General features: G+C 69.8%; 19 protein-coding genes and 5 pseudogenes. 8 read left to right on the top strand and 16 right to left on the bottom strand.

The genetic code is table 11. The features are described 5' to 3' along the window. Positions 1-32: 32 nt before the first annotated feature. A complete protein-coding gene (locus B4N89_RS35955; protein WP_078980787.1) occupies positions 33-842 on the bottom strand; it encodes an endonuclease/exonuclease/phosphatase family protein in 810 nt (269 codons plus the stop codon). Positions 843-1,040: 198 nt separating this feature from the next. Here B4N89_RS35955 and B4N89_RS35950 point away from each other — a divergent pair, with 198 nt between their 5' ends. After that, positions 1,041-1,238: a hypothetical protein gene (locus tag B4N89_RS35950; protein WP_143658201.1), complete on the top strand. Its 198-nt coding sequence runs from the start codon at positions 1,041-1,043 to the stop codon at positions 1,236-1,238. Positions 1,239-1,452: 214 nt separating this feature from the next. After that, positions 1,453-1,997: pseudogene (locus B4N89_RS35945) on the top strand (transposase family protein); the annotation flags it as partial. Positions 1,998-2,293: 296 nt separating this feature from the next. Here B4N89_RS35945 and B4N89_RS53465 read toward each other — a convergent pair. The 4 genes and pseudogenes from B4N89_RS53465 to B4N89_RS35930 form a co-directional block, all read right to left on the bottom strand. Next, positions 2,294-2,390 (bottom strand): annotated as a pseudogene (locus B4N89_RS53465) (transposase); the annotation flags it as partial. Positions 2,391-2,694: 304 nt separating this feature from the next. Further along, entirely contained in the window at positions 2,695-2,952 is a 258-nt protein-coding gene (locus tag B4N89_RS51915) for a helix-turn-helix domain-containing protein (protein WP_235619132.1), read from the bottom strand. 81 nt (positions 2,953-3,033) lie between these two features. Continuing rightward, positions 3,034-3,114, bottom strand: a pseudogene (locus B4N89_RS53255) (helix-turn-helix domain-containing protein); the annotation flags it as partial. Between the two features lie 185 nt (positions 3,115-3,299). Next, positions 3,300-4,588, bottom strand: a pseudogene (locus tag B4N89_RS35930) (IS256 family transposase). A gap of 216 nt (positions 4,589-4,804) precedes the next feature. Between B4N89_RS35930 and B4N89_RS35925 the strand changes: the two are divergent. Next, the gene (locus tag B4N89_RS35925) at positions 4,805-5,080 is read left to right on the top strand and encodes a hypothetical protein (protein WP_078980783.1); all 276 of its coding nucleotides are present in this window, start codon (positions 4,805-4,807) and stop codon (positions 5,078-5,080) included. Here the strand turns inward: B4N89_RS35925 and B4N89_RS35920 are convergent. The 8 genes from B4N89_RS35920 to B4N89_RS35885 form a co-directional block, all read right to left on the bottom strand. Continuing rightward, positions 5,077-6,186 (bottom strand): transposase, encoded by a 1,110-nt coding sequence (locus B4N89_RS35920; protein WP_268812585.1) that lies wholly within the window; start codon positions 6,184-6,186, stop codon positions 5,077-5,079. The two genes, B4N89_RS35925 and B4N89_RS35920, sit on opposite strands and share 4 nt — an antisense overlap. Before the next feature lie 63 nt (positions 6,187-6,249). Continuing rightward, on the bottom strand, positions 6,250-7,116 hold the full coding sequence (locus B4N89_RS35915; protein WP_235619131.1) for a recombinase family protein: 867 nt from the start codon (positions 7,114-7,116) through the stop codon (positions 6,250-6,252). A gap of 243 nt (positions 7,117-7,359) precedes the next feature. Next, positions 7,360-7,935, bottom strand: coding sequence for a tetratricopeptide repeat protein (locus B4N89_RS35910; RefSeq protein WP_161500932.1), 576 nt, complete (start codon positions 7,933-7,935; stop codon positions 7,360-7,362). Positions 7,936-7,970: 35 nt separating this feature from the next. After that, positions 7,971-10,433 carry a tetratricopeptide repeat protein gene (locus B4N89_RS35905; protein ID WP_078980780.1) on the bottom strand — a complete coding sequence of 821 codons (2,463 nt, stop codon included), beginning with the start codon at positions 10,431-10,433 and terminating at the stop codon, positions 7,971-7,973. Positions 10,434-10,567: 134 nt separating this feature from the next. Further along, positions 10,568-11,056 (bottom strand): trypsin-like peptidase domain-containing protein, encoded by a 489-nt coding sequence (locus B4N89_RS35900; RefSeq protein ID WP_161500931.1) that lies wholly within the window; start codon positions 11,054-11,056, stop codon positions 10,568-10,570. Positions 11,057-11,114: 58 nt separating this feature from the next. Continuing rightward, entirely contained in the window at positions 11,115-11,435 is a 321-nt protein-coding gene (locus tag B4N89_RS35895) for a trypco2 family protein (RefSeq protein ID WP_078980778.1), read from the bottom strand. 344 nt (positions 11,436-11,779) lie between these two features. Beyond that, positions 11,780-14,983, bottom strand: coding sequence for a Tn3 family transposase (locus tag B4N89_RS35890; protein ID WP_078980777.1), 3,204 nt, complete (start codon positions 14,981-14,983; stop codon positions 11,780-11,782). 74 nt (positions 14,984-15,057) lie between these two features. Continuing rightward, positions 15,058-16,863: a DUF4158 domain-containing protein gene (locus tag B4N89_RS35885; protein ID WP_161500930.1), complete on the bottom strand. Its 1,806-nt coding sequence runs from the start codon at positions 16,861-16,863 to the stop codon at positions 15,058-15,060. Between the two features lie 204 nt (positions 16,864-17,067). Between B4N89_RS35885 and B4N89_RS35880 the strand changes: the two genes are divergently transcribed. After that, on the top strand, positions 17,068-17,415 hold the full coding sequence (locus tag B4N89_RS35880) for a hypothetical protein (RefSeq protein WP_078981524.1): 348 nt from the start codon (positions 17,068-17,070) through the stop codon (positions 17,413-17,415). A 30-nt stretch (positions 17,416-17,445) separates the two neighbouring features. Here the strand turns inward: B4N89_RS35880 and istB are convergent, their stop codons facing one another. From istB to B4N89_RS35865, 3 genes and pseudogenes are all read right to left on the bottom strand, one after another. After that, positions 17,446-18,234 carry an IS21-like element helper ATPase IstB gene (istB, locus tag B4N89_RS35875; protein ID WP_078980775.1) on the bottom strand — a complete coding sequence of 263 codons (789 nt, stop codon included), beginning with the start codon at positions 18,232-18,234 and terminating at the stop codon, positions 17,446-17,448. Then, a pseudogene (gene istA, locus B4N89_RS35870) lies at positions 18,231-19,867 on the bottom strand (IS21 family transposase). The gene istB and the pseudogene istA overlap by 4 nt, the downstream one beginning before the upstream one ends. A gap of 779 nt (positions 19,868-20,646) precedes the next feature. Continuing rightward, a complete protein-coding gene (locus B4N89_RS35865; RefSeq protein WP_078980774.1) occupies positions 20,647-21,300 on the bottom strand; it encodes a TetR/AcrR family transcriptional regulator in 654 nt (217 codons plus the stop codon). 190 nt (positions 21,301-21,490) lie between these two features. Between B4N89_RS35865 and B4N89_RS35860 the strand changes: the two genes are divergently transcribed. The 4 genes from B4N89_RS35860 (at position 21,491) to B4N89_RS35845 (ending at position 25,739) form a co-directional block, all read left to right on the top strand. Beyond that, on the top strand, positions 21,491-22,291 hold the full coding sequence (locus tag B4N89_RS35860) for an SDR family NAD(P)-dependent oxidoreductase (protein WP_078980773.1): 801 nt from the start codon (positions 21,491-21,493) through the stop codon (positions 22,289-22,291). Positions 22,292-22,615: 324 nt separating this feature from the next. Further along, positions 22,616-23,944, top strand: a complete 1,329-nt coding sequence (locus B4N89_RS35855) for an IS110 family transposase (RefSeq protein ID WP_078980772.1) — start codon at positions 22,616-22,618, stop codon at positions 23,942-23,944. Positions 23,945-24,114: 170 nt separating this feature from the next. After that, complete coding sequence (locus B4N89_RS35850) at positions 24,115-24,783, top strand: IS110 family transposase (RefSeq protein ID WP_235619130.1); 669 nt, start codon at positions 24,115-24,117, stop codon at positions 24,781-24,783. Positions 24,784-25,358: 575 nt separating this feature from the next. Continuing rightward, positions 25,359-25,739: a hypothetical protein gene (locus tag B4N89_RS35845; RefSeq protein WP_078980771.1), complete on the top strand. Its 381-nt coding sequence runs from the start codon at positions 25,359-25,361 to the stop codon at positions 25,737-25,739. Positions 25,740-26,253: the final 514 nt, after the last annotated feature.

Here is a 26,253-nt window from a genome sequence, read left to right as displayed (position 1 = left end):
ATACGACCCGGCACCGCGACCGGCCGAGGGCCCTATTGAGCGCTTCGGAGTTCGAGCAACAACGCGCGGTGGTCGGACACCTCGGGTGTGGTCTGGACTTCGAAGCGCGTCACGGCGTCGGGGTCGGACACCAGCAGGTAGCTCACGTGCCGGCAGGCCTTGGCGTAGTGGGAGGTTCTGGTGTCGGATCGGCCGACCAGGTCGGTCAGTCCCAGGTCGGCCAGGATCCGGTGGGTTTCGCTGTCGGGCAGCACGTTGAAGTCGCCCGCGACCACGGTGAGGTCTGCGGGTCGGCGGGTGTCGGTCACCAACCGTGCCAGGCGGTGGGCCTGGGCGCGGCGGGCTTCGGTATCGCCCTTGCCCTGCGGGTCGCGCAGGCCGTGCACGTTGACGACGGTGACGTGGCGTCGGGCCGCGCGGTCGAAGAGGCGTACGGCCAGGGCCGCTCGGGGCCGGTCGCCCGCGGGCCATTCGTCCCGGTGTTCGGTGTAGTCGCCGTGCAGGAAGGCCGAACGCACGCCGATGATTGCCGACCCGTCGTGAACGAACGTCGCCACGCCGAAGTCCTGTCGGTGGCGCCGACGATCCTCGTCGTGGACGGGCCCGGAGTCACCGGCGACGTGGAGTCCGTGGTGCCGGGGCAGCCTCGCCCGGATGTCGGCCAACAGGTCCGCGCGTTGGGGCAGCGACCGTTCCGCGTCGTCGTATCGCGTCCAACCGCCGAGTCCCGGCGTGTGGGTCACTTCCTGCACACACAGGACATCGGCCCGGCAGGTTTCGAGCCAGGGACCGAGGACGCCGTACCTCGCGCCGCCCCAGGCATTGATCGAGATGATGCGCATCGTGCGAACCTACGTCACGGACGGCGCGACGCGTTGGGCGCACACTTCGGGCGGTTGCCGTCATCGGAACCTGAGCGTTCGGTTCTCCGGGCCGGAGGGCAGGGGGACCCGGCCCACGATCGGATCAATGCGGTCGGTCGACGGTTGGTGTCGGGTGTGATCGTGCTTCGGGATCTCACCACGAACACGGGAGAAAGCATGCGCAGGCAAACAATCGCCGCCGCTGTCGCCCTGGCCGCGCTCACGGCGATCTCCGGCGCCGGCACGGCCCGGGCGGACATCGACCCCGGCATCCCCCTGCCCATCGCCCGCAACAACGACCACGACTTCACGATCACGCATCAGCACGACTGGCTGACCATCGAAAACGCGACCACCGAGGCGCGGCTCCCGTAGCAGGGCGAGCCTCGTCAGGATGGCGAGACGCTCGACGGCGGTGTTCCCCGACGACCACCGCGCTGCTCCCTCCCGCCGGACGCGCCCGCCACCTCGCCCACCCGTCGATGTCGATGCACTATGGCGCCGCCCGTCAAGAACACGGGGTCTGTGAATCGAACGGCTCTGCCTCACATCCGGTGGTAGCGAAGTGTGGTTCCGTGATCATGTTCGAGTGCTGAGTGCGAACGAGCTTGTGGGCGTGGTGTTTTCAGGTCTTGCGCCGCTGGTGGTCGAGAAGGTTGCGGACGGGGGCGAGGTCATCCGAGGGAGCACCCGGACGCCCGGCGGTCCGGTGGATTGCCCGGATTGCGGCAGTCGGACCGGTCGAGTGCACGCCTTTCATGAACGCACGGTGACCGATGTGCACGTCGACGGCCGGCGGGTGGTCATGGTCGCCCGGCTCCGTCGCCTTGTCTGCCCCACGTCGGCTTGCCTTCGCATCGCATTCCGTGAGCAGATACCCGGCGTGTTGGAGGGCTACCAGCGGCGGACGATGCGGCTGCTCACCCAAGTCCGTGCCGTGGTGCGGGAACTCGCAGGCCGCGCAGGCGCACGGACGCTGAAGGCGCTCGGAGCGGGGCTGTCGCGGCGCACCGCCCTGCGGGTCCCGGCAGCAATCCCGCTGCCCCCGCCGCGGTTTCCGCAGATCCTGGGCGTGGACGACTTCGCGCTCGAGCGCGCCACCGCCACGCGACCGTGCCGACCGACGCCGAGACCGGTGTGAGTGTGCGGGTTGGTGTCGGTGGGTTGCCGGCAGCGGTTCGGGTTTCGGTTTCTCCTTGTTGAGCTGGGCTTTGTTCGGTTGATTGCGGGACACGGGGTAACCGAACTGCTGTCGTGGCTTGCCCAACAGCGGCTACTGAGCTTTGCGGATCCGGTTGTTGGTGGTCATCGCGTCAGGGCGGTTGCGGCAAGAAAGCCGGTGAGGAGTGCGGGGCGATGTTGGATGTCCCACAGGCATTGGCGGGCGACGGAGACGAGTTCGTCGAGGGTGCGGGCACCGAGGTTGGCCAGAGGACCGCTTTTGAGGTGCGCCCAACCGCCCTCGACCGGGTTGAGGTCGGGAGAATACGGGGGCAGGAAGACCAGGGTCAGCCAGTCGACGCGTTCGACGAACGCGCACATCCGCCGGCTGCGACGACTGTCCGGGTTGTCCTATACCAGAACGATCGGGTGATCGAACGTCCGGTGTATATCCGGGAGTTGCCGGATCAGGTCCCGGTCGGTGACCGAGCCCGGCACCATGCGATACAGGAACCTCGGTAGCCCGTCCGGTGGGTAACAGCACCAGCCGACCAGCGAGGTCTTCGGCCGTTTCCCCATCCGCACCCGCAACGTCGGGCTCTGTCCCGCGGCGCCCACGTCGCGCGGACCGGAGGCAACAGGGACAGCGCGGTCTCGTCCGCGAACACGATCACCGCACCCGTGCGCTCCGCGGTGGTTCTACCCGGGGCCACACCGTGCTCCTCCAGGTCGTCACCGCCTCCTCGTCCCGCTCCACCGCACGCCGGGCCGACCGCTGCCGCGACCAGCCGTGCGCTCGCAACAGCCGCCACACACTCGACGGCGACGCATACACCACCCCGGTGACCCGCGTGATCACCCGCCCGACCCGCGCGAGCGTCCAGACCTGCCCGGTGAAACCCGCGGCCTCCGGCCCGGCCTCCAACACCGCCGCCACCTCGGCGAAACCCTCGTCCGACAGACGCCGTCGCGTGCCGGGCGGGCCAGCCGAGCGCCAAGCGTCCGTCCCGCCGTCCACCCACGCGCGATGCCACACCGACACCGCCTGCGGCGACACACCCGACCGACGCGCCACCTCCGCCTGCGACACACCCTCCGCGAACTAACCCACCGCCCGCAACCGCAACCTCTCCCGGCGCTCCCGCTCCACCGGAGTCATCCCCGAGCTCCCCATACAGCAGGCATGCCCACATTTGACACACCGTCAATCAGACCCGGAAACGTCAGTAAATACGGGTCTGTAAAACAAACGGTGTAACGGGGTTGGTGTAGTGGTCAGTTGCGTGCGGTGGACAGTCGTCCGTCGAAGGCGATGTCGAAGGCGTTCAGGGCGGCTTTCCAGCGCATGTCCAGCGTTTGCGGCCCTTGCCGGTGGGGTCGAGGGACATGATCGCCATGTAGACGCACTTGAGGGCGGCCTGCTCGTTGGGGAAGTGCCCGCGGGCCTTGACCGCCCGCCGGATCCGCGCGTTGACCGACTCGATCGCGTTGGTCGAGCAGATCACCGTGCGGATCTCGGTGTCGAAGTTGAGAAACGGCACGAACTCCGACCAGGCGTTCTCCCACAACCGCACGATCGCCGGATACTTCTTCCCCCACGCGTCGCAGAACTCGACGAACCGCTCCAGCGCGGCCTCCTCCGTCGGCGCCTGGTAGACCGGCTTGAGGGCTTTGGCGATCTTGTCCCAGTCCTGCCGTCCGGCATAGCGGAAGCTGTTCCGCAGCAGATGCACCACACACGTCTGCACGACCGTCCTCGGCCAGACGGCCTCGACGCTGTCGGGCAGGCCACGAAGGCCGTCACAGACCAGCATCAGCACGTCCTCGACGCCGCGGTTCCTGATCTCGGTCAGCACGTGGAGCCAGAACTTGGCGCCCTCGGCGCCGTCGCCGGCCCACAGCCCCAGGATGTCCCGGTGTCCCTCGGCCGTGACCGCCAACGCAACGTAGATCGGACGGTTGGCGACCTTGCCGTCCCGCACCTTCACGTTGATGCAGTCCACGAACACGACCGGGTAGACGCGGTCGAGCGGCCGGTTCTGCCACTCGGCCATCCCGTCGAGGACCTTGTCGGTGATCGTGGAGATCGTCTGCCGCGACACGTCGGCCCCGTAGACCTCGGCCAGGTGGGCCCGGACCTCGCCGGTGGTCAGGCCCTTCGCGGACAGCGAGATCACCATCTCGTCCACCCCCGACAGACGCCGCTGCCGCTTGCGGACGATCCTCGGCTCGAACGACCCGTCGCGGTCCCGCGGCACCGATATCTCCACCGGGCCCACATCGGTCAACACCGTCTTCGCGCGGGTGCCGTTGCGCGAGTTCCCGCTGTTGTCCCCGGCCGGATCGTGCTTCTCATACCCGAGGTGATCGGTGATCTCACCCTCGAGAGCGGACTCCAGGATCCGCTTGGTCAGCTGCTGCAACAGCCCACCCTCACCCACCAGATCCAGGCCCTGGGCACGAGCCCGCCCCACCAGCTCGTCGATCAACCGGCCGTCCACAGCGTCATCCGCAGCTCCCTCAACCGGGCTGTCCTGCACAGGCTCTGACATCACGTCAGTCATATCTCGGCGTCACTTTCATGATCAAGTTCCACCGTTAGTTTTACAGTCCCCGAATCGGGGCGAAACGACCGGGCGGGGGTGGTGGCGGTGGCGTGGGTGACCGCGATCGGCCCCGACATGGCCCAGGTCGAGGGATCCCGGTAGGAATGGAACGGAAAACCGGCGTTGGTGTCAAACTTTTTGACGCGGAGTGAATCGGCCCGTCAGGGTGGGTGGATGAGCGATGACCCGACGGTCGGTTTCCTGAAGGCGGACGTGGCGCGGTTCTGTGCCGGTCTGGATGATCTGGCACCCGCGATCCGGTTGCGGTTGGTCGTCGAGTTGCGGCGGGCCCTGGGCGAGGTGACGGACGCGGCTTTGGACGGCGCTATGGCTGCGGCGAAGGCGGAGGGCTGGGGGTTGCGTCAGATCGGCGAACTGGCGGGCCTGTCGCACGAGAAGGTCCGTTACCGGCTCGCCCGCCGCGCGGGCGAGCCGGACGGTTCGTCCTAGATCGTGGCGGTGGTGTCCGCGGGCTTGCGGGTGGCGCGCAGTTGCCCGCCCTCGACCTCGGCGGGCAGGGCGAAGCTGTAGCGGCCGTGGAAGTTCACATGTGCGAATTTCAAGGGTGTGAGACGGGCGATGTCCTCGTCGCGGACGTGGTGTCCCTCGGCCCGCATCTCCTCGATGATCCGCTGCATGTACACCGTGTTCCACAGGACCACGATGTTGAGCATCAGTCCGAGGGCTCCGAGGGCGTCCTCCTGACCTTCCCGGTACGCGGCGCGGAGTTCGCCCTTCTGCCCGTGGAAGATCTTGCGGGCGAGGTTGTGGCGGGATTCCTGCCGGTTGAGCTGGGTGTTGACCCGGCGACGCAGCAACTCGTCGGCGAAGTACGTCGACAGGTAGGCGCTGCGGTCGAGCCGGCCGATTTCCATGATGGCCTTGCCGGTGGGGGTGGGTCTGCCGCCGGGGGCGAGGTCGCGCATGACCTCGGACGCCTTGATGGTGCCGGAGTGCAGGGAGCCGGCCACACGCAGGACGTCGTCCCAGTTCGCGGTGATCTGTTTGAGGTTGATCCGTTCCCGGGTCAGGGGGTTGAGCGGCCCGTAGTCGGCGGTGGGGTCGACGCGGTAGAGCGTGGCGCTGCCGGCGTCCGCCAGGCGTGGGGAGAACTGGTAGCCCAGGAGGCGGAAGAGGCCGAAGACCATTTCTGAGGCGCCGTGGGTGTCGGAGGTGATCTCGGTGGGCCGCAGGGAGGTCTCCTGTTCCATGAGGCCGTCGAGGATGTGGAACGAGTCGCGTTGGGTGCCGGGGATGAGGATGCCGTGCAGGCCGCTGAACTGGTCGGAGAGGAAGTTGTAGAAGGTGGTGCCGAGCCGGCGGGCGCCGAAGTACTTGGGGTTGGGGCCGGAGTTGAGGGTGCGGATCGGGGTGATGAACCGCAGCCCGTCGGCGGAGGCGAGTTCGCCGCCGCCCCAGGCTCGGACCAGGGCCAGGTGCGTGTGGAAGTCGACCAGGCGGGCGTTGGCCAGGATCAGCGTCGACGCGCGCAGGTAGTTCTGCTCGACCCAGAACAGCCGGTCGCGACTGAGGGCCTTGACGCCGTCGTGGACGATCGGTTCGATCCCGGGGTCGAGTAGTAGGCGTACAGCCGTTGGCGCTGAAAATGATCTTGCTGGCTAATCGGTCTCCGTCTCCTGAAGTACCTGGGCTCGGAGGCGTTGACGAAGGTCGGCTTCCTCCGACGTCAGCGGGTCGGGGCGGCGAATGCGGACGGGCTTCGGCTTGGTTGGCAGGTTGTCGTCCATCGCGGCGTCCTCGGCTTCGGCGAGGGCCCGGTACAGCGAGGCGACCGAGGGGTGCCTGCCCGCGTTCTTCCCGGTCTTGATGGTGAGCTTCCTGGCGATCTCGGGGACGGGGACGCCCTTGTCCTTGAGCGCGATGGCGAAGGTGAGCATGTCGTCGTCGATGACCTTCGGCCGACCGCCGTGGTTGCCCTTGGCCGCGGCGACGACCTGTCCTTCGAGGGTCTTCTCCCGGATGTAGTTGCGCTCGATCTGGCCGGCGACCGCGAGCACCGCGAAGAACATTGCGCCCATGCCGTGGGGGTCGTAGATGCCGGTGAGCGGCCCGGTGAGGAGTTCGAGTTGGATGCCGCCTGCCTGGAGTTCGCCGGACAGTGTCATCGGCTCTGCCGTGTTCCTGGCCAGTCGTTTGAGCTCGTGCACCGTGACGATCACCGGCGTCTGGGGTGCGGCCTCCTTGAACTGGTGGGCCAGCGCGAGCGCCTTTTCCAGTTCGGGCCGCACCTTGACCCGGGTGCTGATCTGCTCCTGGAAAATCTTGTGGCACTCCGCGCGGCGGAGGGCTTCGAGCTGGCTGCCCAGCTCCTGGCGGGCGGTCGAGGTCCGGGCATACCCGATCCTCACCGGCTGCTCGGTCCGGGGAGCGGGCACGACCGCGAGCACGGGGCCCTGCTTCCAGACCCGACCGGGGAACCGGTCGGCGGGCACCCGGACTTCCAGGTGTTCACGGAGCGCGGGCACCAGGACGAAGCGCGGCGTGTGGTGCTTCGTGGCGGTCTTCCCGCCCGGGTGCGGCAGGCGCTGCCGGCCGGCGCGTCACAGTTCGGGCAGTTGTGACGCTCTACCGAGAGTGCCGCCTGATCGGGCGTGAGGTCCATACGGAAAGTCTCTCGGAAGTGCCTCGCACAACGTGCGGGTTTTGAGGGGACTTCCGCGAGTGGCGACCTGCGGAAACGTGATCACCCGGGGGCGTTCTCAGATCTCTCACAGATGGTCGATTGTGCGAATCAGGTGGGGTTGGTTCTCATCGATCCAGCGGCTGACTTCCTGCGCTTCTTCCTCACGTTCGAGCGCATCGAGCAACACCGCCTGCAAACCGCGCACTCGGAGCAACGACGGTAGGACGGGTCGCCGCATGGTTGCCAGCCGCTGGTAGATCTCGACGGATCGTTCGGTCGCGGTCAGTGCCTCGGCCCATCGCCCTCCCTCCGACAATCGGATGCCGAGGTTGGACAGCAAGGTGGCGAGGTCAGGCTCGTACGCGGCCGGGTTGTCGGCCGCCAATTGCTGGTAGATCTCGACGGATCGTTCGGTCGCGGTCAGGCCCTCGGCCCACCGCCCCACCACCGAAAGCAGGATGCCGAGGTTGGACAACGAGGCGGCGAGGTCAGGCTCGTACGCGGTCCGGTTGTCGGCCGTCAACCGCTGGTAGATCTCGACGGATTGTTCGATCGCGGTCAGGGCTTCGTCCTGCCTCCCCACCTCCCACAACCGGCCGCCGAGGTTGGATAGCGACTGAACGAGGTCGGGTTCGTAGGCAGCCGGGTTGTCGGTCGCCAAACGCCGACGGATCTCGACGGATCGTTCGGTTGCGGTCAGTGCCTCGTCCCCCGCCCCACCTCCGACAGGTCGACGCCGAGATTGGATAGCGACTGGGCGAGGTCGGGTTCGTAGGCAGCCGGGTTGTCGGTCGCCAAACGCCGACGGATCTCCACGGCCTGCTGTTCTGCGGTCAGGGCCTCGTCCCACCACTCCATCTCCGACAACCGGCCGCCGAGGTTGGACAGCGACTGGGCGAGGTCAGGCTCGTACGCTACCGGGTTGTCGGTCGCCAGCCGCCGGTAGATCTCGACGGATTGTTCGGTCGCGTTCAGTGCCTCGTCCCCCCGCCCCATCTCCGACAACCGGATGCCCAGATTGCACAGCGACTGGGCGAGGTCGGGCTCGTACGCGGCCGGGTTGTCGGCCGCCAAACGCCGACGAATCTCCACGGCCTGCTGCGCTGCGGTCAGGGCCTCACCCCGTCGCCCCATCTCCGACAACCGGATGCCCAGGTTGGACAGCGAGGCAGCGAGGCCGGGCTGCACGGCCGGATTGTCGGCCGCCAACCGCTGGTAGATCTTGACGGACTGTTCGGTCGCATCCAGGGCCTCGGCCTGCCGCCTCCCCATCGACAGATCGATGCCCAAGTTGGACAGCGAGGCCGCGAGGTCCAACTCGTAGGCGGCCGGGTTGTCGGCCGCCAACCGCCGACGGATCTCGACCGATTGTTCGGTCGCGGTCAGGGCCTCGTCCCACCGCCCCACCTCCGACAACCGGATGCCCAAGTTGGACAGCGAGTCGGCGAGGTCGGGCTCGTAGGCGGCCGGGTTGTCGGCCGCCAGCCGCCGACAAATCTCTGCGGCCTGTTGCGCTGCGGTCAGGGCCTCGACCCGCCGCCCCGCCTCCGACAACCTCACGCCGAGGTTGGACAGCGAGGCGGCGAGTTCGGGCTCGTACGCGGCCGGGTCGGCGTGCGCGCTTCGGCGTTGGGAGAGGGCTTGGACGAGGGCTTGGGTGAGGCGTGCGGCGAGGGGGGCAATGAGGGGTGCGGGGTGGGGCAGAGCGGCGGTGGCGGTCCGCAGGACGGTGTGGTCGAGGGTGGCGGTGTCGAGGTCGGTGTCGAGGATGCGCAGGAGCCGGGTGCTGTCGCGGATGCGGCCAGCGTTGTGGTGAGCGATGGTGGCGCGGGCCAGAACGGTGATGAGGCGGGCCTGTTGGCCGGGAGTGGCGGCGGGCAGCACGTCGGTCAGGGCGAGTTCGTCGTCGATGAGAGCGTGTGAGGCGTGGTATTCGGCGATGCGGTCGGGTTGGAGGGAGCCCCAGTAGTGGTCGGGTTCGGCCGGGTACAGCCCCTTCACCCAGGCCGCGGTGCGTTGCACCCTGTCGGTGGGCAGGTCGGGCACGGTACGCAGGACGGCGACGGCTTCGGCCTTGTCGGAGGCCCCGCACAGGGATGCGGCGGCGACTGCGGCGCCGAGGGTGGTGGTGGGCAGGCCGCCGAGTTTGTAGGCGGGTGCCTCGGCGGAGCTTTCCCAGAAGCGGTGTTCGTGGAGCAGAAGGATCTCCTCGAGCGAGTCCCCCGGGTCGGTGTCGGCGGGAGAGGGACCGTGTTGGAGGAGCGTGGCCAGGGCGGCCATCTGGAGCGTGAGCGCGTTGTCGTAGCGAGGGTGGGCCAGGTCGTCCGGCGGGCGCAACCGGACTGCGAGTGCCGTCCAGTCGTAGTCGGGCACGGTCGGCACCCGGGGCAGCAGAAGGGCCAGGTCCCGGGCCGCCGTGGCAAACGTCCCGACACGGCCCGCCGTTGGGTCTGCCCCACCATCCCGGGCAGGTCGCGCGGAATGCTCGCCTCGGGGGTTGAGCGGGGTCAGTTCGGTTGCCGGGGCGGCGGCGAGCAGGTCGCGGACCGCGGGTGGGGCGTTGAGTCCGTCTTTGCGCCACGCGCCGTCGGAGCGGGCAAGCAGTAGCAGCCTGACGCGGTGGCGGGAGGGGTGGAGCGTGGTGATCAGGTCGCGGAGCAGGCGGGGGCGGGTTTCGGCGTAGTCGACGACGACGAGCAGGGGCAGTGACGTGGTCAGGGTGGTGAGGTTGTGGGGGTGGGTGTCGTGGTCGGTGAGGTCGGAGCGCAGGTGTCCGGTGGCCCAGCCCTCGCGGCCGAGGGTGTCGGCGAGCCGGCGGGCCAGGCGGGTCTTGCCCTGTCCACCGGGCCCGGTCAACACGCGCACGGCGGTGCCGGCCGGGCCGGTGACGCACCAGGTGTGGAGATCGGCGAGTTCGGTGTCGCGGCCGTGGAAGGCGACGGCTTCGGCGTCGGCGCGCAGGAGCGCGGCCGGCGAGGCCAGGTCGCGGCCGGGGGCGGCGGGAGCGAAGACGGCTGCGGGTTCGACGGGTTCCAGGAGGGGTTCCCAGCCGGTGTGTCGCGTGATCAGGGCGCGGAAGGCTTCGTCGGCGATCAGGTGGGTGGTGCGGGTGGCGGTCAGGCGGGTTCCGCCGGTGGCGTGGTGGTCGTAGCGGACCACACCGAGCAGAAAGTCCCCGTGGGGGCCGTCGTCGGTCAGGACCGCCGACCCCGAGACCCCCGACCACGGACTGCCGGCCGCGGCCCGGGGATCGTCGCTCGGCGCGGGCTGGATGTCGGGGAGGGGGTCGTTGCTCAGGATCTCGTAGCGGTGGGCCAGGGAACCGGTGCCCGGGGGACGCGGCCGGTGACCTGTTCGTCCAGGCGGGCGCCGTCGTCCGGGTCCTTCTGCATGCGGGGGAAGCCCGCGAGGGTGACCGGGTGGGGGCGGGTGCCGATCAGGTGGCCGAACCGCTGCGGTGGGCGGGCGGGGAGATTACCGACGGACTCCGGGTTCGGCCACGGGTGTTCGTCGTCGATGTCGACGATCTCGACAAGCGCGGCGTCCACGAGTGCGTCCTTGCGCCGCCACACCACGGTGGCGGGGAACTCGCGTTCGCCCGCGTTGGGGCGGGATACGGTCACCGTGTCGGGACGGCCCAGTGCGGCCATGCCATCCAGGACGTGCGCGGCCGTCAACACCAGCCGCGGCGCTAGGAGATACCCCGATCCGAACCCCCGCCCCCCGACGTCCGGATCCGCGAGCCGGACCCTGACCTGCACCCGCCGGTCGAACTCCACCACGAACCCCCCAAGGTCCCCCGCCCACACCCGCGACCCGCCCCATGCACGAGAGCGTGCGTCACTCGACGTCGCGGACCGGGGTGCGGCGGCCGTCGGGCCCGTGCGAGGCCAGCTTCATCGTGACGGTGTGGGTGGTCCTGCGGCCGGTGTCCTTCTTGCCGCCCAGGCTGATCACGCTCCACCGCAACCCGCCGGTGACGCCCTTGGCCTCGGTCAATTCCAGACCGAGTTGCAGGGTGATCTCCTCCACCGTCAACCGCACACCCTTGTCCGCACCCGGCGCCGCGATCCTGCTCTGCGCCTCGGCGATCTGCTCCCGCAACAACGTGATCGCGTCCGCCAGATCCACCAGGCCGTCGAAACCCTCGGCATCGCCCATCGTGCTCCCCCTCACCCCGGCCCTCGGGCCGGGACACCTCGTGTCGCCCTGTCGCGGAGCCCCGAACCGGCCCGTGTCGCAGAATCGTCTCCCGGGCACCGCGTGTGATCCACCTGACTATCAGAACCCCCGTGCCCGTGCGGTCCGTTCGCCCAGGCCGAACCCGATTCGTGCCGGGCACTTCCGGAGACCGCGCCGGGTGTCGAGGGCGCGCCGCGGCCGTAGCACGCGGCTTGGGTTCGTCGCCCGGACGACCACTCGGCCGCCGTTGCCGACTCCCGATGTGGCCGCGATCCCCGACGCCGCCTCTGTCCCTGCCGTTCCCCTACCGTCCCTACTCGTCCCTATTCGTCGTCCGGGTCCTCCGGTTCGTCGAGGCCGGCGTCGGGATCGCGCAGGGGCCGCAGCCCGCCCACGGGCTGGGAGGCGGCGAACGCGTACTTCCCCAGGACGTTCAGGTGCTTGTGTTTGAGCGGGGACAGCCGGGCCACGTCCTCCTCGCGAACCTCGTGCCCGAGTCCGGCGACGTCGCGTTCGGCGGTCTCCGCGCCCTGCCGGTGCAGTTCGGCGACATCCTCGTCCCGGATCTCGTGGCCCCCCTCGCGCAGTCGCGCGACCGCCGCGTCCAGATAGCGGGTGTTCCACAGCACCACCGCGTTCAGGACCAGGCCCAGGGCTGCGAGTTGGTTCTCCTGACCCTCGCGGTACGCCCGGAGGATCTGCCCGCGTTTGCCGTGGCAGATCACCCGTGCGAGGTTGTGCCGCAACTCCTGCACCGTGAGCTGGCGGTTCATCCGCCGCCGGTAGGTGTCGTCGACGGGATCGACCACCGCGAGCAGGTGCACGGTCTTGGCGACCCGCCCGTACTCGGCGAACGCCTGCCCCAGCGGGGTGGGCCGGCCCTCGCGGCCGAACATCCGCAGCAGGTCGTACGCACGGACCTGGTTGGTCACCAGCGAGCCGGCCACGCGTTGCATGTCGGGCCACCAGGTGACGATCCGCTTCATGTCGACCCTGTTGCGGGCGATGGCCGCAAGCGGCCCGTAGTCGCCCTCGATCGGCTCGCCGGGCATCTCCGCGCGCCAGAAGCGTTGGTCCGTCAGGTCGCGAAAGCGCGGGCTGAAACGGAAGCCCAGCATCTCGAAGACCCCGAACACCATGTCGCTGTACGAGGCATGATCGGTCGCCACCATCTCCGGCTTGACGCCGCCGTCCAGGTTCAACAGGGTGTCCAGGATGAACAGGCTGTCGCGCGGGGTGCCCGGTACGACCATCGCTCCGATCCCGACCACCTGGTCATTGACCGCGTTCAACCACGTGATGCCCCTTTTGTATCCGTAATATTCTGGTGACGGCCCGGTGTTGACGCTCCGGACCGGGACGACGAACCGCAGGCCGTCCACCGACGCGAGCAGCCCGCCGCCCCAGGAGCCGACGATCGGCACCTTCGACTGCGCGAGGATCAGGGCGGCGTTGGCCGCCGCGAGGGTGTCGGGACGCAGGTAGAACTGCGCGACGTGCGCGAGTCGACTACGGGTCAGGGCCGGACGGTTCGGGTCGATCACCGGGGTGCGGCCGATGTTGCATGCCTCGGCGACCAGCAGGGCGACCATCGACGTCGTCAGGTCCTCCATGCGTGTGCGGCCCTCGCCCGGGTACGTGAACGCGTCCAGGAACCCGGTCCAGGCGTGCACCTCGAACAACAGGTCCGGCAGGTCGATCCGCGGCAGCATTCCCTCCACCGTCCTGCGCAGCCAGGACAGCGACGCCGGTTCGCCGAGCGCCCCGAGCTTCTCCACGTTCAGCTTCGCCCGCCCGTTCGGCGGCACCACGACGCTCACCTTGGCCGCTTCGCCGGCCTCGGCCATGCGCGCGGCCATCTGCCGCCAGGCCGCGTCCAGGACGCCGACCTTGCCGCGCAGGTGGACCTCGACCGGCTCGTCCAGGCTTAACCCCGTCAGGACGTCCTCACGGACCGCTTCCCATTCCTTGCCGTCCAGCAGTCGGGCGCGCGGGTCGGACCAGCGGTGCGAGGGGGCTGCGAAGACGTCGCGGCGGTGCAGGGCCCGGTAGAGCTGTTCGAGCACGCACACCGCGTAGGCGTCCCGGTCCACCGCCCCCTGCCCCAGGGCCGCGTTCGCGTACACCGCGCGCCGCCAGACCGGCGGCACGAGCCTGTCGTCGATCTCCCTCGGCAACAGCGGCTTCGCCTTCACCTTGCGCCGCGACAGCGCGGGCAGGCACCGCACCGCCGCCAACACCCTCCTCCCGCCGGTCGCGGCGCCCAACGCCTGCGACTCGCCCAGCAGCGACAGGAACGGGCGCACCGTGTTGTACCGGCCAGCCAGCGAGGCGCGCATCGCGGCCTCGGCCGACCCGTCGTCCTCCGGCACCAGCCGCTCGATCGCCTCCAACGCCTGCGCGACCACCGCGCGCGGCGCCGCGCGTTCCTCGACCGCGGCCCACAAGGCGCCCGGGTCCAGATCCGCGCCGGCCTCGTCCACCAACTCCAGTTGCTCCACCAGCACCTTCGCCGCCTTCGCCAGGGTGCGCGCGGCCTTCTCCAGGTGCGGGAGCATCGCCAAGCGTTCCTTGTCCGAGGCCCGCCGGGCCGGGCTGATCAACCGCGTCGCCATCAACACCGCGAACAGGTCGAGCGCGTCGTCGATCGCCACCGCCTCCAGATGGCGCATCACCGCGGTCACCATCGCCGTGCGGCGGGGCTCGCTCGCACGCTCCAAGGTCTGGGCCTTGCTCGCGAACCCGTACCGGGCCAAAGACGCCAGCCGGTTCGGCGGCACCCGCGACAGCCGCAACCGGCCCAACTTGAACGCCGAGATCTCGTCGACCCGTTCCAGCGCCCGCACCATCGCTGGCCCCGTCGTCCGGGTCGGCGGCCTGCGCAGGCGCTCCAGCTCCGAGAACCGCTTCCCCTCCGGCACCGCGAGGGTGGCCACCAGGTCGGCGGGCAGGTCGGGGTCCGCGCGCCGCGCGGCCTTGGCCACCGTCGCGTACAACCGCGCCTCCGCGACCTCCCGCACCTCCGCCACCTGCCGGGCCAACACGCTCACCCCCGGCAGCAGCACCCGGTTGCGCCGCAGCCACGCCACCGCCTGGTCGAACAACGCGACCGGGCCCTCGGCCTGCGTCCACGCCCGCCCATGCAGGAACCCCCGGAACCTCCGCCCCCACGCGTGATCCTCGTACGCGTGGTAGCCGTACGCGTCGCGGATCTCCCACGCGTGTTCGTACGCCGTCTTCGGCCGCTCGACGTACCGCTTCACCACCGAGGCGTCCTCGATCCCGAGCTGCCCGGCCAGGTACTCCACCACCGACCACGGCACCCCGAGCGGATCGTCCATCCGAAACAACCCGATGTAGCGAACGGTGCACATCTGGATCGCGAAGCCGAGTTGATGCGACGACGTACGTCGGAGCGCGATCAGATCCCGGTCGACGTCGTCCAGGAAGAAGAACCGCTCAAGCTCGGGTCGGGACGGCTGCTCGAACGCCTCGGCCTGTTCGTCAGTCAAGAATTCCACGGGCACCAGCGGAACGTAGCCCCGCGGTCGGCCGCTCGTCGGATCATTCGCCGAAGCCCGGCGAACATATGAACCCTGTGCTAGCCGACCAAGATCGTTCTCACCGCCAATGGCTGTACGCCTACTACTCGACCCCGGATCCCGACATTGGTGGCCTCCGACGTCAGCACGGCGGCCATGGACAGCTCCAGGTCCTCCATGCGGGACTCGCCCTCGGACACGTGGGTGAAGTCGCTCAGGTACGGGACCCAGGAGTTGACCTCCAGGACCATCTCGGGCAGGTCGACGGTGGGCAGTCGGGCGTCGATCTGCTTGTTGAGTTCGTCGAGTGAGGCGGGGACTTCGAGGCGGTCCAGGCCGGTGAGGACGATGCGGTCGCGTCCCCCGCTCTGGGGTTCGATCCGTACGGCGGGGTTGGCCGCCAGACCGGTGACGAGTTCGCGGTGGGAGCGGTCGAGGCGGTCGATCCAGCCGGCGAGGGCGATGTTCGGGTCGGGGTCGAGGTCGAGTTCCTCGCAGACCCGGGGCCGGGCTGCCTTCCACGCGGCCTCGCCCAGCAGGCGGGCGTTGGGATCGCCCCACTTGATCAGGCCGGGGACGTAGATCTCGTGGCGGTGCAGCGCGGTGCGCAGGGCCTCGGTGGTGGCGACGACGTAGGCGCGTTTGTCGGCGATGCCCACGGGCGCGGGCCTGGGCGGGAACACCCGGCGGAGCCAGCCCTGCGAGAGGAATCGCATCGGGGTCTCCCAGCCCTCGATCGGGCGGCGGCGGCCTTTGAGGGTCTTGACGAAGGTGACGGCCTCCAGGACGGGGGTGCCGTCGGGGCCGCTGTGGAAGTCGAGGTGTTCGAGGAATGCGGGCAGGAAGCGGGCGACGGTGTTGTAGCGGGCTTCCAGCATCTGTTCGAAGCCGTCGTCGGGTTCCTGCGCGAGTTCCTTGACGGTCTCGGCGGCGACGTGGAACGGGGCGACGTCCAGGGGGTCGAGCATCGCGCGAATGTCGCCGTCGGGGTCGGCGGCGACGTCGGCCACCGCGAGCCACGCCTGCCGCAACAACAAGGCGGCGGCGTCCAGGTCCTTGAGCGAGCGCAGGCGTTTGCGTTGCATCCTGGCGGCGGAGCTGCGGATGACGTCGCCCATGACCAGGTCGAAGACCTCGATCGCCTCGTCGGCGGCGACCTGCGGCATCACCGCAGCGAACGCCACCAGGGTGGCGAGCCGGCGGTGCCCGCCCAGATCGGAGACGGCCTGCGCGCGGGCGGCCCTGGCGAACCGCACCAGGGCCTGCACGCGGCCCGGCGGGATGGCGGTCAGGTCCCAGGTCGGGCCGCCGAACGTGCGGAGCGTGTCGTAGCGTTCCAGGGCCTTGACCACCCCGCGCGGGGAGATGTCGCGCGGCGAGCGCCGCAACCGGTCCAGCTCCGAGACGCGTCGTCTGCTCGGGACAACAACCAACTCGCCGAGCCGGGCGCCCTGTTCCGCGGTGGGCGCCGCCGCGAGCGTCGCCCACAGGCGCCTCTCGGCGCGTTCGCGCGTGCCCGAGACCAGGCGTTCCAGGGTGGTGACCCGGGGCAGCAGGACGCGGTCCTCCAGGAGGCGTTTGGTGGCCAGGTCGAAGATCAGGGTCGGGCGTTCGGAGGCGATCCACGCCCGCTGGTACATCCATCGGGCCAGGGCGAACCACTGGTCGAACTCGAACTTGGTGTATCCGTACGCCTCGCGGATCCGGTCCTGATGGTCCCAGCGGTGTTCCATCGCGCCGTACCCGGCGAACGCGGTCGTCGGGACGCCGAGTTGTTCGGCGACGTAGTCCACCACGGCGTCGGGCACGTCCTCCGGGTTCTCCAGGAACGTGCCCAGATAGCGCACCGTCCCGAGTGGCCTCAAGCGTGAGTTTTGGCCCCGGTTGGGAGCGAGATTTGGACCCACTTGTGGGCTCCAGCGTCCTTGATCGGGAATGAGTTTTGGCCCCACCTTGTCAGGGTGGGGCGTGGCATGATGAGGCCGTGATTTCGATGCGAAAGGGCGATGCCGCGTAGGCCGCCGAAGGCCGTCCGCGAGGAGCGATGGCGGCCAAGCAAGGGTGTGAAAGTGTTCCGGATTCGGGGTGTTTCCGCGCGGACCCGGGCTGCGATCCGCCGCGCCGAGGACTACCCGAACGCGGTCTTCAACGCGCTCGACCGGTTCGAACGGACGTTTCGACAACCGGGCCGCTATCTCAATGCGCCGTATGTGTACTCGCCCGGGCTGGAGGTCGAGGACGCGCGCGACGACCTTGAGAAGGTCCTGCGGCGTCTTCCCGAGGGTGCGCGCAAGGATCTGGGGCGTCTGGTTGCCCGGATCGACACGGAGTTCGAACGCCGGACGCTGCCGGATCCGGGACCGGCGGTGATGTGGACGGCGGGACGCTGGTGGTGGTGGCGCATCCGCGATCGCTGAACGGTGTGACCGGCGCTGACGCGCCCGAGGTCAGCCCGTGTTCCCGTGTTGGGCTCGGGTCTGGGCAAGGCGGTAGGAGTCGGTGCCAGTCTCGATGATGTTGCTGCCGAAGGTGAGGCGGTCGACGATGGCCGCGCAGAGCCGAGGGTCGGTGAACGTCTTGGTCCAGCCGCCGAAGCTCTCGTTGGAGGCGATGGCGACGCTGTTCTTCTCCTCGCGTTCGGTCAGGACTTGGAAGAGCAGTTCGGCGCCGCGGCGGTCGAGTTCCATGTATCCGAGTTCGTCGATGCAGAGCAGGTCGACGCGGCCGTAGCGGGCGATGGTCTTGGTCAGCTGCTTGTCGTCGGCGGCCTCGACGAGTTCGTTGACGAGCTTGGCGGCCAGGACGTAGCGGACGCGGAAGCCGGCCATCGCGGCCTCGGTGCCGAGCGCGATCAGCAGGTGGGACTTGCCGGTCCCGGAGTCGCCGATGAGGCAGAGCGGCTGCCCTTTGCGGATCCACTCGCAGGTCGCCAGGCCGTGGACGACGGCCGGCTCGATGTTGGGGTTGGCGTCGAAGTCGAAGTCCTTGACCCACTTCTGCCGTGGGAACCCGGCGGCGCGGATGCGCCGTTCAGAGCGGCGCCGGTCTCGTTCCTCGCATTCGGCCATCAGCAGTTCGGCCAGGAAGCCGCGGTAGGTCATCTGCTCGCGGTCGGCGGCGTCCGCGGCAGCGGGGAACTGGGCCCGGATGGTGGGCAGCCGCAGGACCCGGCAGGCGGTGTCGACGGCTGCGTCGGCGGCCTGTTCGTTCAGGCCGCGGTGGCGTTGGACGGTCACGGTGGTTCTCCCTGGCTTGCGGAACGGCGGGGGCGAAGCCGCAGGAGGGCGTCGTAGGCGTCCACCGACGGCAGCGGTCGGTTGTCGACGGGCAGGTTCGCGAGGCGGCGCCGGGTCAGCGAGGTGACCTGCGCCCGGTCCGGCTCGACGGCCGCAGCCGTGTCGTCGGCGGTGCCAGCGTCGGCCTGGGCCGCTTTGCGGGCCTCGACCGCGACGATGTCGGCGGTCATCGCGCCGGCGTTGAGTGCGGCAGCGATCCCGGCGACCACGTGCTCGTGCGCCATGGTGCGGTGCTGCAGCAGGACCTTGATCAGCTCGCGGGTGCCGATGGAATCGCCGTGCGCCTTCCGGACCGCGGCCCACCAGGCGTCGTGGACCGGCGTGAAGCGCCCGGCGGCGCGGGCCTGGTCGAGCGCGGTTGCTCCGGGCAGCGCGCCCGGCTTGCGCGGCAGGGCCTCCAGATAGTGGTCCAGTTCGAGGCGGCACTCGTTGCGACCGATCAACCGCTCGTGCCGGGCGACTTCGGTGCGGCCCTCGAACACCACCAGCTCGGATGCATGCAGCAGCACCCGGACCTGGCGCCCCACCAGGCGGACCGGGACCGAGTAGTGGTTCTGCCGCACCGTGATCTGCCCGTAGCGTCCACCCGCGGGGTGAACATCCGGCCGGTCTCGAAGACTTCCTCCGGCAACGGACGCAGCAACGGCCGCTCGGTGGCGAAGTACTCGCCGACGGTGTGCGGCCGAGCGCCGATGCGGCGGTCGTCGTCCTCCTCATCCCACCGATCGATCAGCGCGTTCAACTCCGCGAGGGAGTCGACCTCGGGGACGGGGACCAGGCGGTTCCTCCGGAACCGGCCGACCTCGCCCTCCACCCCGCCCTTCTCGTGGGCGCCCTCGATGCCGGGCCGGCAGTAGAACGCGTCGATGCCGTAGTGCCAGCGGAACGCCACCCACCGCTCGGCCTCGCGGCGGTCGCGGAACCCGAGCACCCGCGACACCGCCGACCGCAGATTGTCGTAGCGGACCTGCCCCGTCGGCACCCCGCCGAGCACCGCGAGCGCATGGGCGTGCCCTTCGAAGAACGCTTCCTGGCCGCAGGACGCGAAGACCCGGTGCACCGCCTTCCCCGAATACGACATGCGGAAGGTGAACAGGTAGCACGAGCGGGTCTGGCCCTGGAGTTTCACCCACACGTCGCCGAAGTCGACCTCGGCCTCCACCCCGGGCCGATGCGACTGACGGACGAACACCTGAGCGGGATCGTGACCTGCGGAGATGCGGATCTCAGGGCGGCGCCACTGCACGTAATCGCAGACCGTGGAGTAGGAGATGCCCTCCATCTCGTGCTCCGCGATGAGCCGATCGTAGATCCGCTTCACCGTGTGGCGCTGCTTGCGCGGCGCGGCCAAGTCAGCCCGCAGCATGGCATCGATGGCGGGCTTGAACCCATCCAGCCGCGACCTGCGCGGAGGCATCTTCTTGCGCGGCGCCGGCCAAGCAGACACAAGCGCCTCACGCACCGTGCGACGGTGGACCCCGTACTTGCGCGCCAACGCGCGCACCGACAACCCCTCCGTCCGGGAGTCCCGACGGATCGCCGCGTACAACTCGACCTTGCTCTTCGGACCCATCCAAGCCCCCTATCGATCAGGGCACTTCGATGCTCCCATCACAGCCCACGGGTGGGGCCAAAACTCACCGGAACCACCCTTCGCCACCCACCCTGGGGCCAAAACTCACCCTCAGATGGGGCCAGAGATCTCTCCCGTAGCCAGACCCCGACAACGTCAGGGGCCGTCGGCCGGCGTGGACCCTCGCGGTTCCATCGCGCGGCGGTCCGGGCCACCCCGGCCGAAGGCGGCGGGCCGACACCCGGTGCCGCTCCCGGCACCGCGCCGACATGTCCACCGCGGCGACCGGCCTGCGCGACTGTCTAATGCAGTGCGTACGAAGTCCGAGACGCGCCGCGTGGTGGTCGGCGGGTGCCGGGATGACTCCGAACCCTATTCGGCACAGCGATGCCTATTGAAAGACCGGCAGCGCCCGGCGCCCTCCGGGTACCACGAAACTCGTCGTCGTGCGTCGAACGTTGGCCTTCGTAGTGCGAGCCTGCCGCACGGTGACCTCACCGTTTGTTCCCCGCGAGCGTCGGAGCTCTGGGCAAGACCGAGGCGCGTGCGGTGCGCTGGCGCCACGCACGGCTTGTGCGATGGCGGACCGAGAGTCCTGGCATCAGGTCGCCGAGTGGCCCGCCCACGCTTGACGAAAGACATGGAGGCACCCCCCGGCGCCCGACGATCACCGCCGGGTCCCGGCCCGTCCTGGCCTACCTGCGCGGCTGAAGCCACGCCACCCGCGTCCGACGCGGCCGGCACGTCGACCGCGTCCGGGACTCGATGCCGATGTCGTGTCACACGCCGGCGTGTCGAGCCGGATCGTCGGCGGGCGGCCCACCGGACGGCCTTGCTGCGGTGACGACGTCCCACGTCGCCATGGCCAGGTCGGCGGTGCGGGTGAGTTCGGCGTGCGAGGCGCCGTCCCGGGCGCGGATGGACAGGCCCTGGTTCACGGCGGTGTAGTACGCGGCGACGGCCTCGGTGTCGGTGTCGGGCGGCAGGTCGCCGTCCCGCACCCCGCGATCCAGGCGCAGCCGCAGGTCGCGCAGCCCCTCGTCGCGCCGGGTGAAGAGGAGATCGCGTACGGGGGCGTTGGCGTCGGTGCAGTTGGTGGCGGCGACCACGATCATGCAGCCGGCGGGTCCGTCGGCGTCCGCGACGCGGGTGTTGGCGCGAAGGATCGCGGCGACGGCGGCGCGGGCGGTGGGCTCCCGGGTGAGCGCGCGGTCGACGGCGGCGCCGAGAGTGGCCTCGTAGAGCGCGACGGCCTCGCGGAAGAGCTGCTCCTTCGAGCCGAAGGCGGCGTACAGGCTGGGTGAACCGATGCCCATCGCGGTGGTGAGGTCCCCCATGGAGGTGGCCTCGTACCCACGTTCCCAGAAGACGCGCATGGCGTGTCCGAGTGCGGCGTCGCGGTCGAAACTCCGGGGGCGGCCGGCTCTCGGCATGCCTTGGTCCCTCCTCCGGGAATTCTGTGTCGTTCCTTCAATATATCGCTTGACGTGATCGAAGGCCCCATGGAAATGTTCTGTGTCGATCGATATAGAAGTAGTCGCGGCGCAGGTCGGCACACGCCGCGGCAGCAGTCGCCGCCACGCCATTCGGCCTGCGCGGCCCGCACCGTGCGAAGGGGCCACGATGGCCGAAACCCACGCCACCGCCACCGCGACCGGCACGACCGACCCCGTCGGCGGCGCGCTGACCGGCAAGACGGCCCTGGTCACCGGCGGCAGCCGGGGAATCGGCGCGGCGATCGTCCGCAGGCTCGCGCGCGACGGCGCGGACGTCGCTTTCACGTACGTCAGCGCCGCTGGCGAGGAGCAGGTGGGCAAGGTCGCGGCCGACGTCGAGGCACTCGGCCGCCGCGCGCTGGCACTGCGCGCGGACGCCGCCGATCCGAGGGCGGTGGTGGCGGCGGTCGACCGTACGGCGCAGGAGTTCGGGCGGCTGGACATCCTGGTCAACAACGCGGGTGTCTTCCCCAACGGCCCGATCGAGGAGGTCACGACGGCGGAGGTGGACCACACGATCGCGGTGCACGTACGCGCGGTGTTCCTGGCCTCGCAGGCGGCGGCGCGCCACCTGCCGGACGGGAGCGGGCGCATCATCGGCATCGGCAGCACGCTCGCCGAACGCGTGCCGTTCGCGGGAGTCACGCTGTACGCGATGAGCAAGGCGGCGCTCGCCGGCCTGACCCGCGGCCTTGCCCGGGACCTGGGACCGCGCGGCATCACCGTGAACGTCGTACACCCCGGCTCGACCGACACCGACATGAACCCGGCCGACGCCGCCGACGCGAACCTCCAACGCGAACTCACCGCCCTGGGACGGTTTCTGCACCCCGACGACATCGCGGCGACGGTGGCACACCTCGCGGGCCCCGGCGGCCACCGCATCACCGGCGCCGCGATCACGGTGGACGCGGGCGCCAACGCCTGACCGTGAGGCGGAGAGTCGGACCTCCGGGCGATGAATCGTCGGCTTGCCGGGCGACGCCGTCTGGCGCGTGGCCGGTCGGGCTTCCGTGACTTCATAGGAGGAGTCGACCGTTCACCTGCGGATGACGCCTCACAAGCGTGGAAATCGCTACAGGGGATGTCCGCCGATGCCGCTTGATGTTCGGGTTGCGAGCCCGCATAGGAGTCTGGTGAGGGAGCCGTCCGAGGGGCTGCGCACTGTCGCCTCGAGCACGCCGATCAGCTTCTCCGTTCCCCTCTGGTTCCCCGGGCAGCCTCTCCCGGCCGGCACGACAGGGGGCACGTCATGGAGGAGTCGAGGGAAGATCACGACGACGGGACGGTCGCGCGGGTGGCGGTGATCGACATCGCCGAGGCGTCCGGGATGGTCTGCCTGCGCGTCCCGCACGACCCCATCGAGGGCCGACGCGTTCAACGGGTCTGGACGGTCGCCTCGACCACCAACGCGATCCCGGAACTCGGCGACCGGCTTGTCTGCCAGGGCGTCGAGCGCGTCGTCATGGAAGCGACGGGCTCGTACCGGCGGCCGTTCTTCTACGTGCCGGAGACCCGGGGTCTGGACTGCCGGCTCGTCAACGCGCGCGACGTGAAGAACGTCCCCGATCGTCCCAAGACCGACAAGCTGGACGCGGTCCGGCCGGCCAAACTTGCCGAACGCGGCATGGTCCGGGCCTCGTTCGTCCCGCCGAAGGCCGTCCGGCAGTTGCGGGATCCCACCCGCACCCGCGCCGTGTTCGCCCGGGAACGCACCCGTCACAGGCACCGGGTGGACAAGGCCCTCCAGGACGCGCAGATCAAGCTGTCCGGCGTCGTCTCGGATCTGTTCGGCATGTCCGGGCGAGCCATGCTCGACGCGATGGTCGCCGGCGAACGCAACCCGCGCGCCCTCGCCGGCCTTGCGAAGGGCAGCCCGGTCAAGAAGAAGCCGGCCCTCGTCGAGGGCCTGACCGGGCAGTTCGAGGACCACCACGCCCGGCTGCTGCGGGTGTTGCCGGGCACCGTCGACCACCTCACCGCACAGATCCGCGAACTCGACCGGCTCATCGCCCACACGCCGGAAGAGATCACCACCCCGCACGACGACAGCCCGGCAGCAGACCCGTCCGTCGGCGGCGTGAGCGCCCGCGCCCCGGCCGAGAAGCCGGACGCCGTTCCCGGCATCGGCCCGGCTACCGCGCAGATCATCCTCGCCGGGATCGGCGCGGACATGAGCCGCTTCCCCACCCCCGAACACCTCGTCTCGTGGGCGAAGTTGTGTCCCCGCACGATCCAGTCCGGCGCGAGGAACACCGCAGGCCCGGCCGGGCAGGGCAACCCCCGGCTCAAGGGCGCCCTCGGCGAGGCAGCCAACGCCGCCGCCCGCACCGACACCTTCCTCGGCGCCCGCTACCGGCGCATCGTCAAACGCCGCGGCCACGCCAAAGCCCTGGTCGCCGTCGCCCGCTCGATACTCGTCGTCACCTGGCACCTGATCAACGAACCGAACATCTCCTACCGGGAACTCGGCTCCGACTGGCACCAACGGCACCTCAACCCCGCCCGCAAGACCCGCGACCTCGTCCGCCGGCTCCAGGCCCTCGGCCACCAGGTCACCCTCGAACCCACGGCCGCCTGACCGACCCCACCCGACATCCGGTCCGCAGGCGGCCCGGATGCTGCCGCCTGACCGACTGATCATCGATTTTCCGATCAGCCTGGCCAGAGGTCCCATCACTGTCTTGTCCGTCTGCCCGACCGGCTCGCGCCCTCCCACCGGTGAGCGTTGGAAGGGCGGCACACAACGGCATGGCAGACGAGACAGCGGTGGTCGGCGGGATCGACACCCACACCGATCTCCACCAGGCCGCGGTCGTCGACGGCATCGGCCGGCACCTGGCGACCGATCGGTTCGAGACCACTCCGCAGGGCTACCAACGGCTGCCGGACCGGCTCCGGTCGCACGGTGAGGTCCTCGCCGTCGGGATCGAGGGAACGGGCGCCTACGGTGCCGAGATCGCCCGGTTCCTCACGGCGAACGAAGTCACCGTCGTCGAGGTGGACCGCCCCGACCGCAAGGCCAGGCGGGACAACGGCAAGTCCGACCCGATCGACGCCCACGGGGCTGCGACCGCGGTCCTGTCCGGCCGGGCCGGGGGCACACCCAAGGCCCGCAACGGGATCGTCGAGGCGATCCGGGCCCTGCGGGTCGTCCGCAAAAGCGCGATCAAGGCCCGTACCCAGACCGTCAACCAGATCCGCACCCTCGTCGTCACCGCTCCCTCCGTGGTGCGGGACAAGTCGCGGAGACTGTCCACACGGCAGCTGGTCGACACCCTGGCCCGCTCCCGTCCCAGTGGCGAACCCGACGATCCCGCCTGCGCGGTGAAGATCGCTCTGCGACGGCTCGCCCGCCATCAGGCTCCGGACGAAGAGATCAAGGAGGCGGACAAGGGGTCATCCACTCTTCCATCCTGAAGACCTATCAGGCGCACCTCGCGGCCACGGTGGACCATTGGCCCGACCCTGCGGCCTTCCCCGTGAAACTGCTGAAGGCCGCGGACGGATTCCCGGAAGCCCTGCGCGGGGACCGGGCCATCGCGCTCTATGTCCAAGCGCCCCGCAACGGCTGGGAGTACGTCGACGGTCCCCCTCCGGACGTCCATATGGTCGCCGGCGACCACTTCACCATGCTGGGCCCGGCGCACCTCGCGAGGGGTACGTCGACGTGCCTGTGGGATGCGGCGGTTGTACAGGTGCGAGGGGAGACCACGATCGGGCTCAGGTCGCGGTCGAGCGTGCGCGACGGTCCACTGCTCGCCGGAATCCGGATCATGGCGACGGCCGCGCGCAATGCGGGGCCGGTCCGGGCGAGTCGCAAGCAGGTGGACTTGGCCGGAGTCGGAGCCGGAGCCGGAGCCGGAGCCGGGGCGGTCGGTGGACGCGCGCATAGGCTGGCTGATACATCACGTAGCGACCGGTGTGGCAGGCCGGTGCAGTGCTTACGGTGGTAGCGAAGTCAGCCGATGACAGCCGGGGAACGGGGCGCACAGATGGACGACGAACGCGGAGCGGCTGCGCAGCCGAGCAGCCGGACCGGGGTGACGGCGGTGTCGTCGGGTCCGGCTCGGGGCCGGGGTCCGGTCTGGCTGATCGTATCGGGGGTCGTGGCTGTGATCGCCGCGAATGTCGTCGCCTTGACCGTACGCGCCGGCGCGTGGACGGATGCGTGCGATGCGCCCGACGCCGTGGAGGACTGCACCGCTTCTGTCAGCGGCCTGGCGAGCATGGCCATCCTCCTGCTCGCAACGGCGATCGTCTTGCTCTCATGCGCCGGCTACCGATACTCGCGGCGGGGAAAGGGCATGGTGTTGCTCGGTTTGTGGGCGCTGGCGCAGGTGTGCGTGGTGTCCGTGCTGGCCGTGGACGCATAGGGCGTGGAAGGTCTGCTGTGGACGTACCCGACCAACCTGGGCGCCAGCGGGCTCGGTTCGCCAAGTGGCCTGTGAGTGTGCGTTGTGGTGGCGGTGGTTGGTCGTCAGTGGGGTGCGGGTGTCGTGTGGGTGTTTGTGTGCTGCTCGGGATGTGGATGACCGTTTCGACTGTCACGGGAGTGACCATCGACTGACGTCGGGTGCCTAACACAAGCGGGTTTATGTTCGCCGCGAGGGTGTCGATGGCCGGGGTGCGGATGGTCACGAACGCGGAGTGGTAGGCCAGGCGTTCTTCCCGGCCGCGGGGCGGGGCATCGGGTTCGGGTGGCGCGGGTGGTGCCGCGGCGACAAAGTCCTGCCAACCCTGCCGGGTGGTCACCGGCCGGGACTGTTCCGTCGTCTGCGCACCGACGCCCCTCGCGTCGTCGCCCGATTGCGCACCGGGGGTCACCATTTCAGGGCCTCCTCGTGTGCGTCGTAGAGCCCGTACCCGGTGTACGGCGGTGCGGGGGAG

Source organism: Embleya scabrispora, from assembly GCF_002024165.1.
Classification (GTDB): domain Bacteria; phylum Actinomycetota; class Actinomycetes; order Streptomycetales; family Streptomycetaceae; genus Embleya; species Embleya scabrispora_A.
The sequence above is the reverse complement of the archived record's forward strand: the minus strand, read 5'-3'. Positions and strand labels throughout refer to the sequence as shown.

Coding starts and splice junctions, on each gene's coding strand:
- B4N89_RS35850 (WP_235619130.1), top strand. CDS start 24,115: ATGGCAGACGAGACAGCGGTGGTCGGCGGGATCGACACCCACACCGAT.
- B4N89_RS35925 (WP_078980783.1), top strand. CDS start 4,805: ATGAGCGATGACCCGACGGTCGGTTTCCTGAAGGCGGACGTGGCGCGG.
- B4N89_RS35855 (WP_078980772.1), top strand. CDS start 22,616: ATGGAGGAGTCGAGGGAAGATCACGACGACGGGACGGTCGCGCGGGTG.
- B4N89_RS35865 (WP_078980774.1), bottom strand. CDS start 21,300: ATGCCGAGAGCCGGCCGCCCCCGGAGTTTCGACCGCGACGCCGCACTC.
- B4N89_RS35950 (WP_143658201.1), top strand. CDS start 1,041: ATGCGCAGGCAAACAATCGCCGCCGCTGTCGCCCTGGCCGCGCTCACG.
- B4N89_RS35860 (WP_078980773.1), top strand. CDS start 21,491: ATGGCCGAAACCCACGCCACCGCCACCGCGACCGGCACGACCGACCCC.
- B4N89_RS35845 (WP_078980771.1), top strand. CDS start 25,359: ATGGACGACGAACGCGGAGCGGCTGCGCAGCCGAGCAGCCGGACCGGG.
- B4N89_RS35955 (WP_078980787.1), bottom strand. CDS start 842: ATGCGCATCATCTCGATCAATGCCTGGGGCGGCGCGAGGTACGGCGTC.
- B4N89_RS35895 (WP_078980778.1), bottom strand. CDS start 11,435: ATGGGCGATGCCGAGGGTTTCGACGGCCTGGTGGATCTGGCGGACGCG.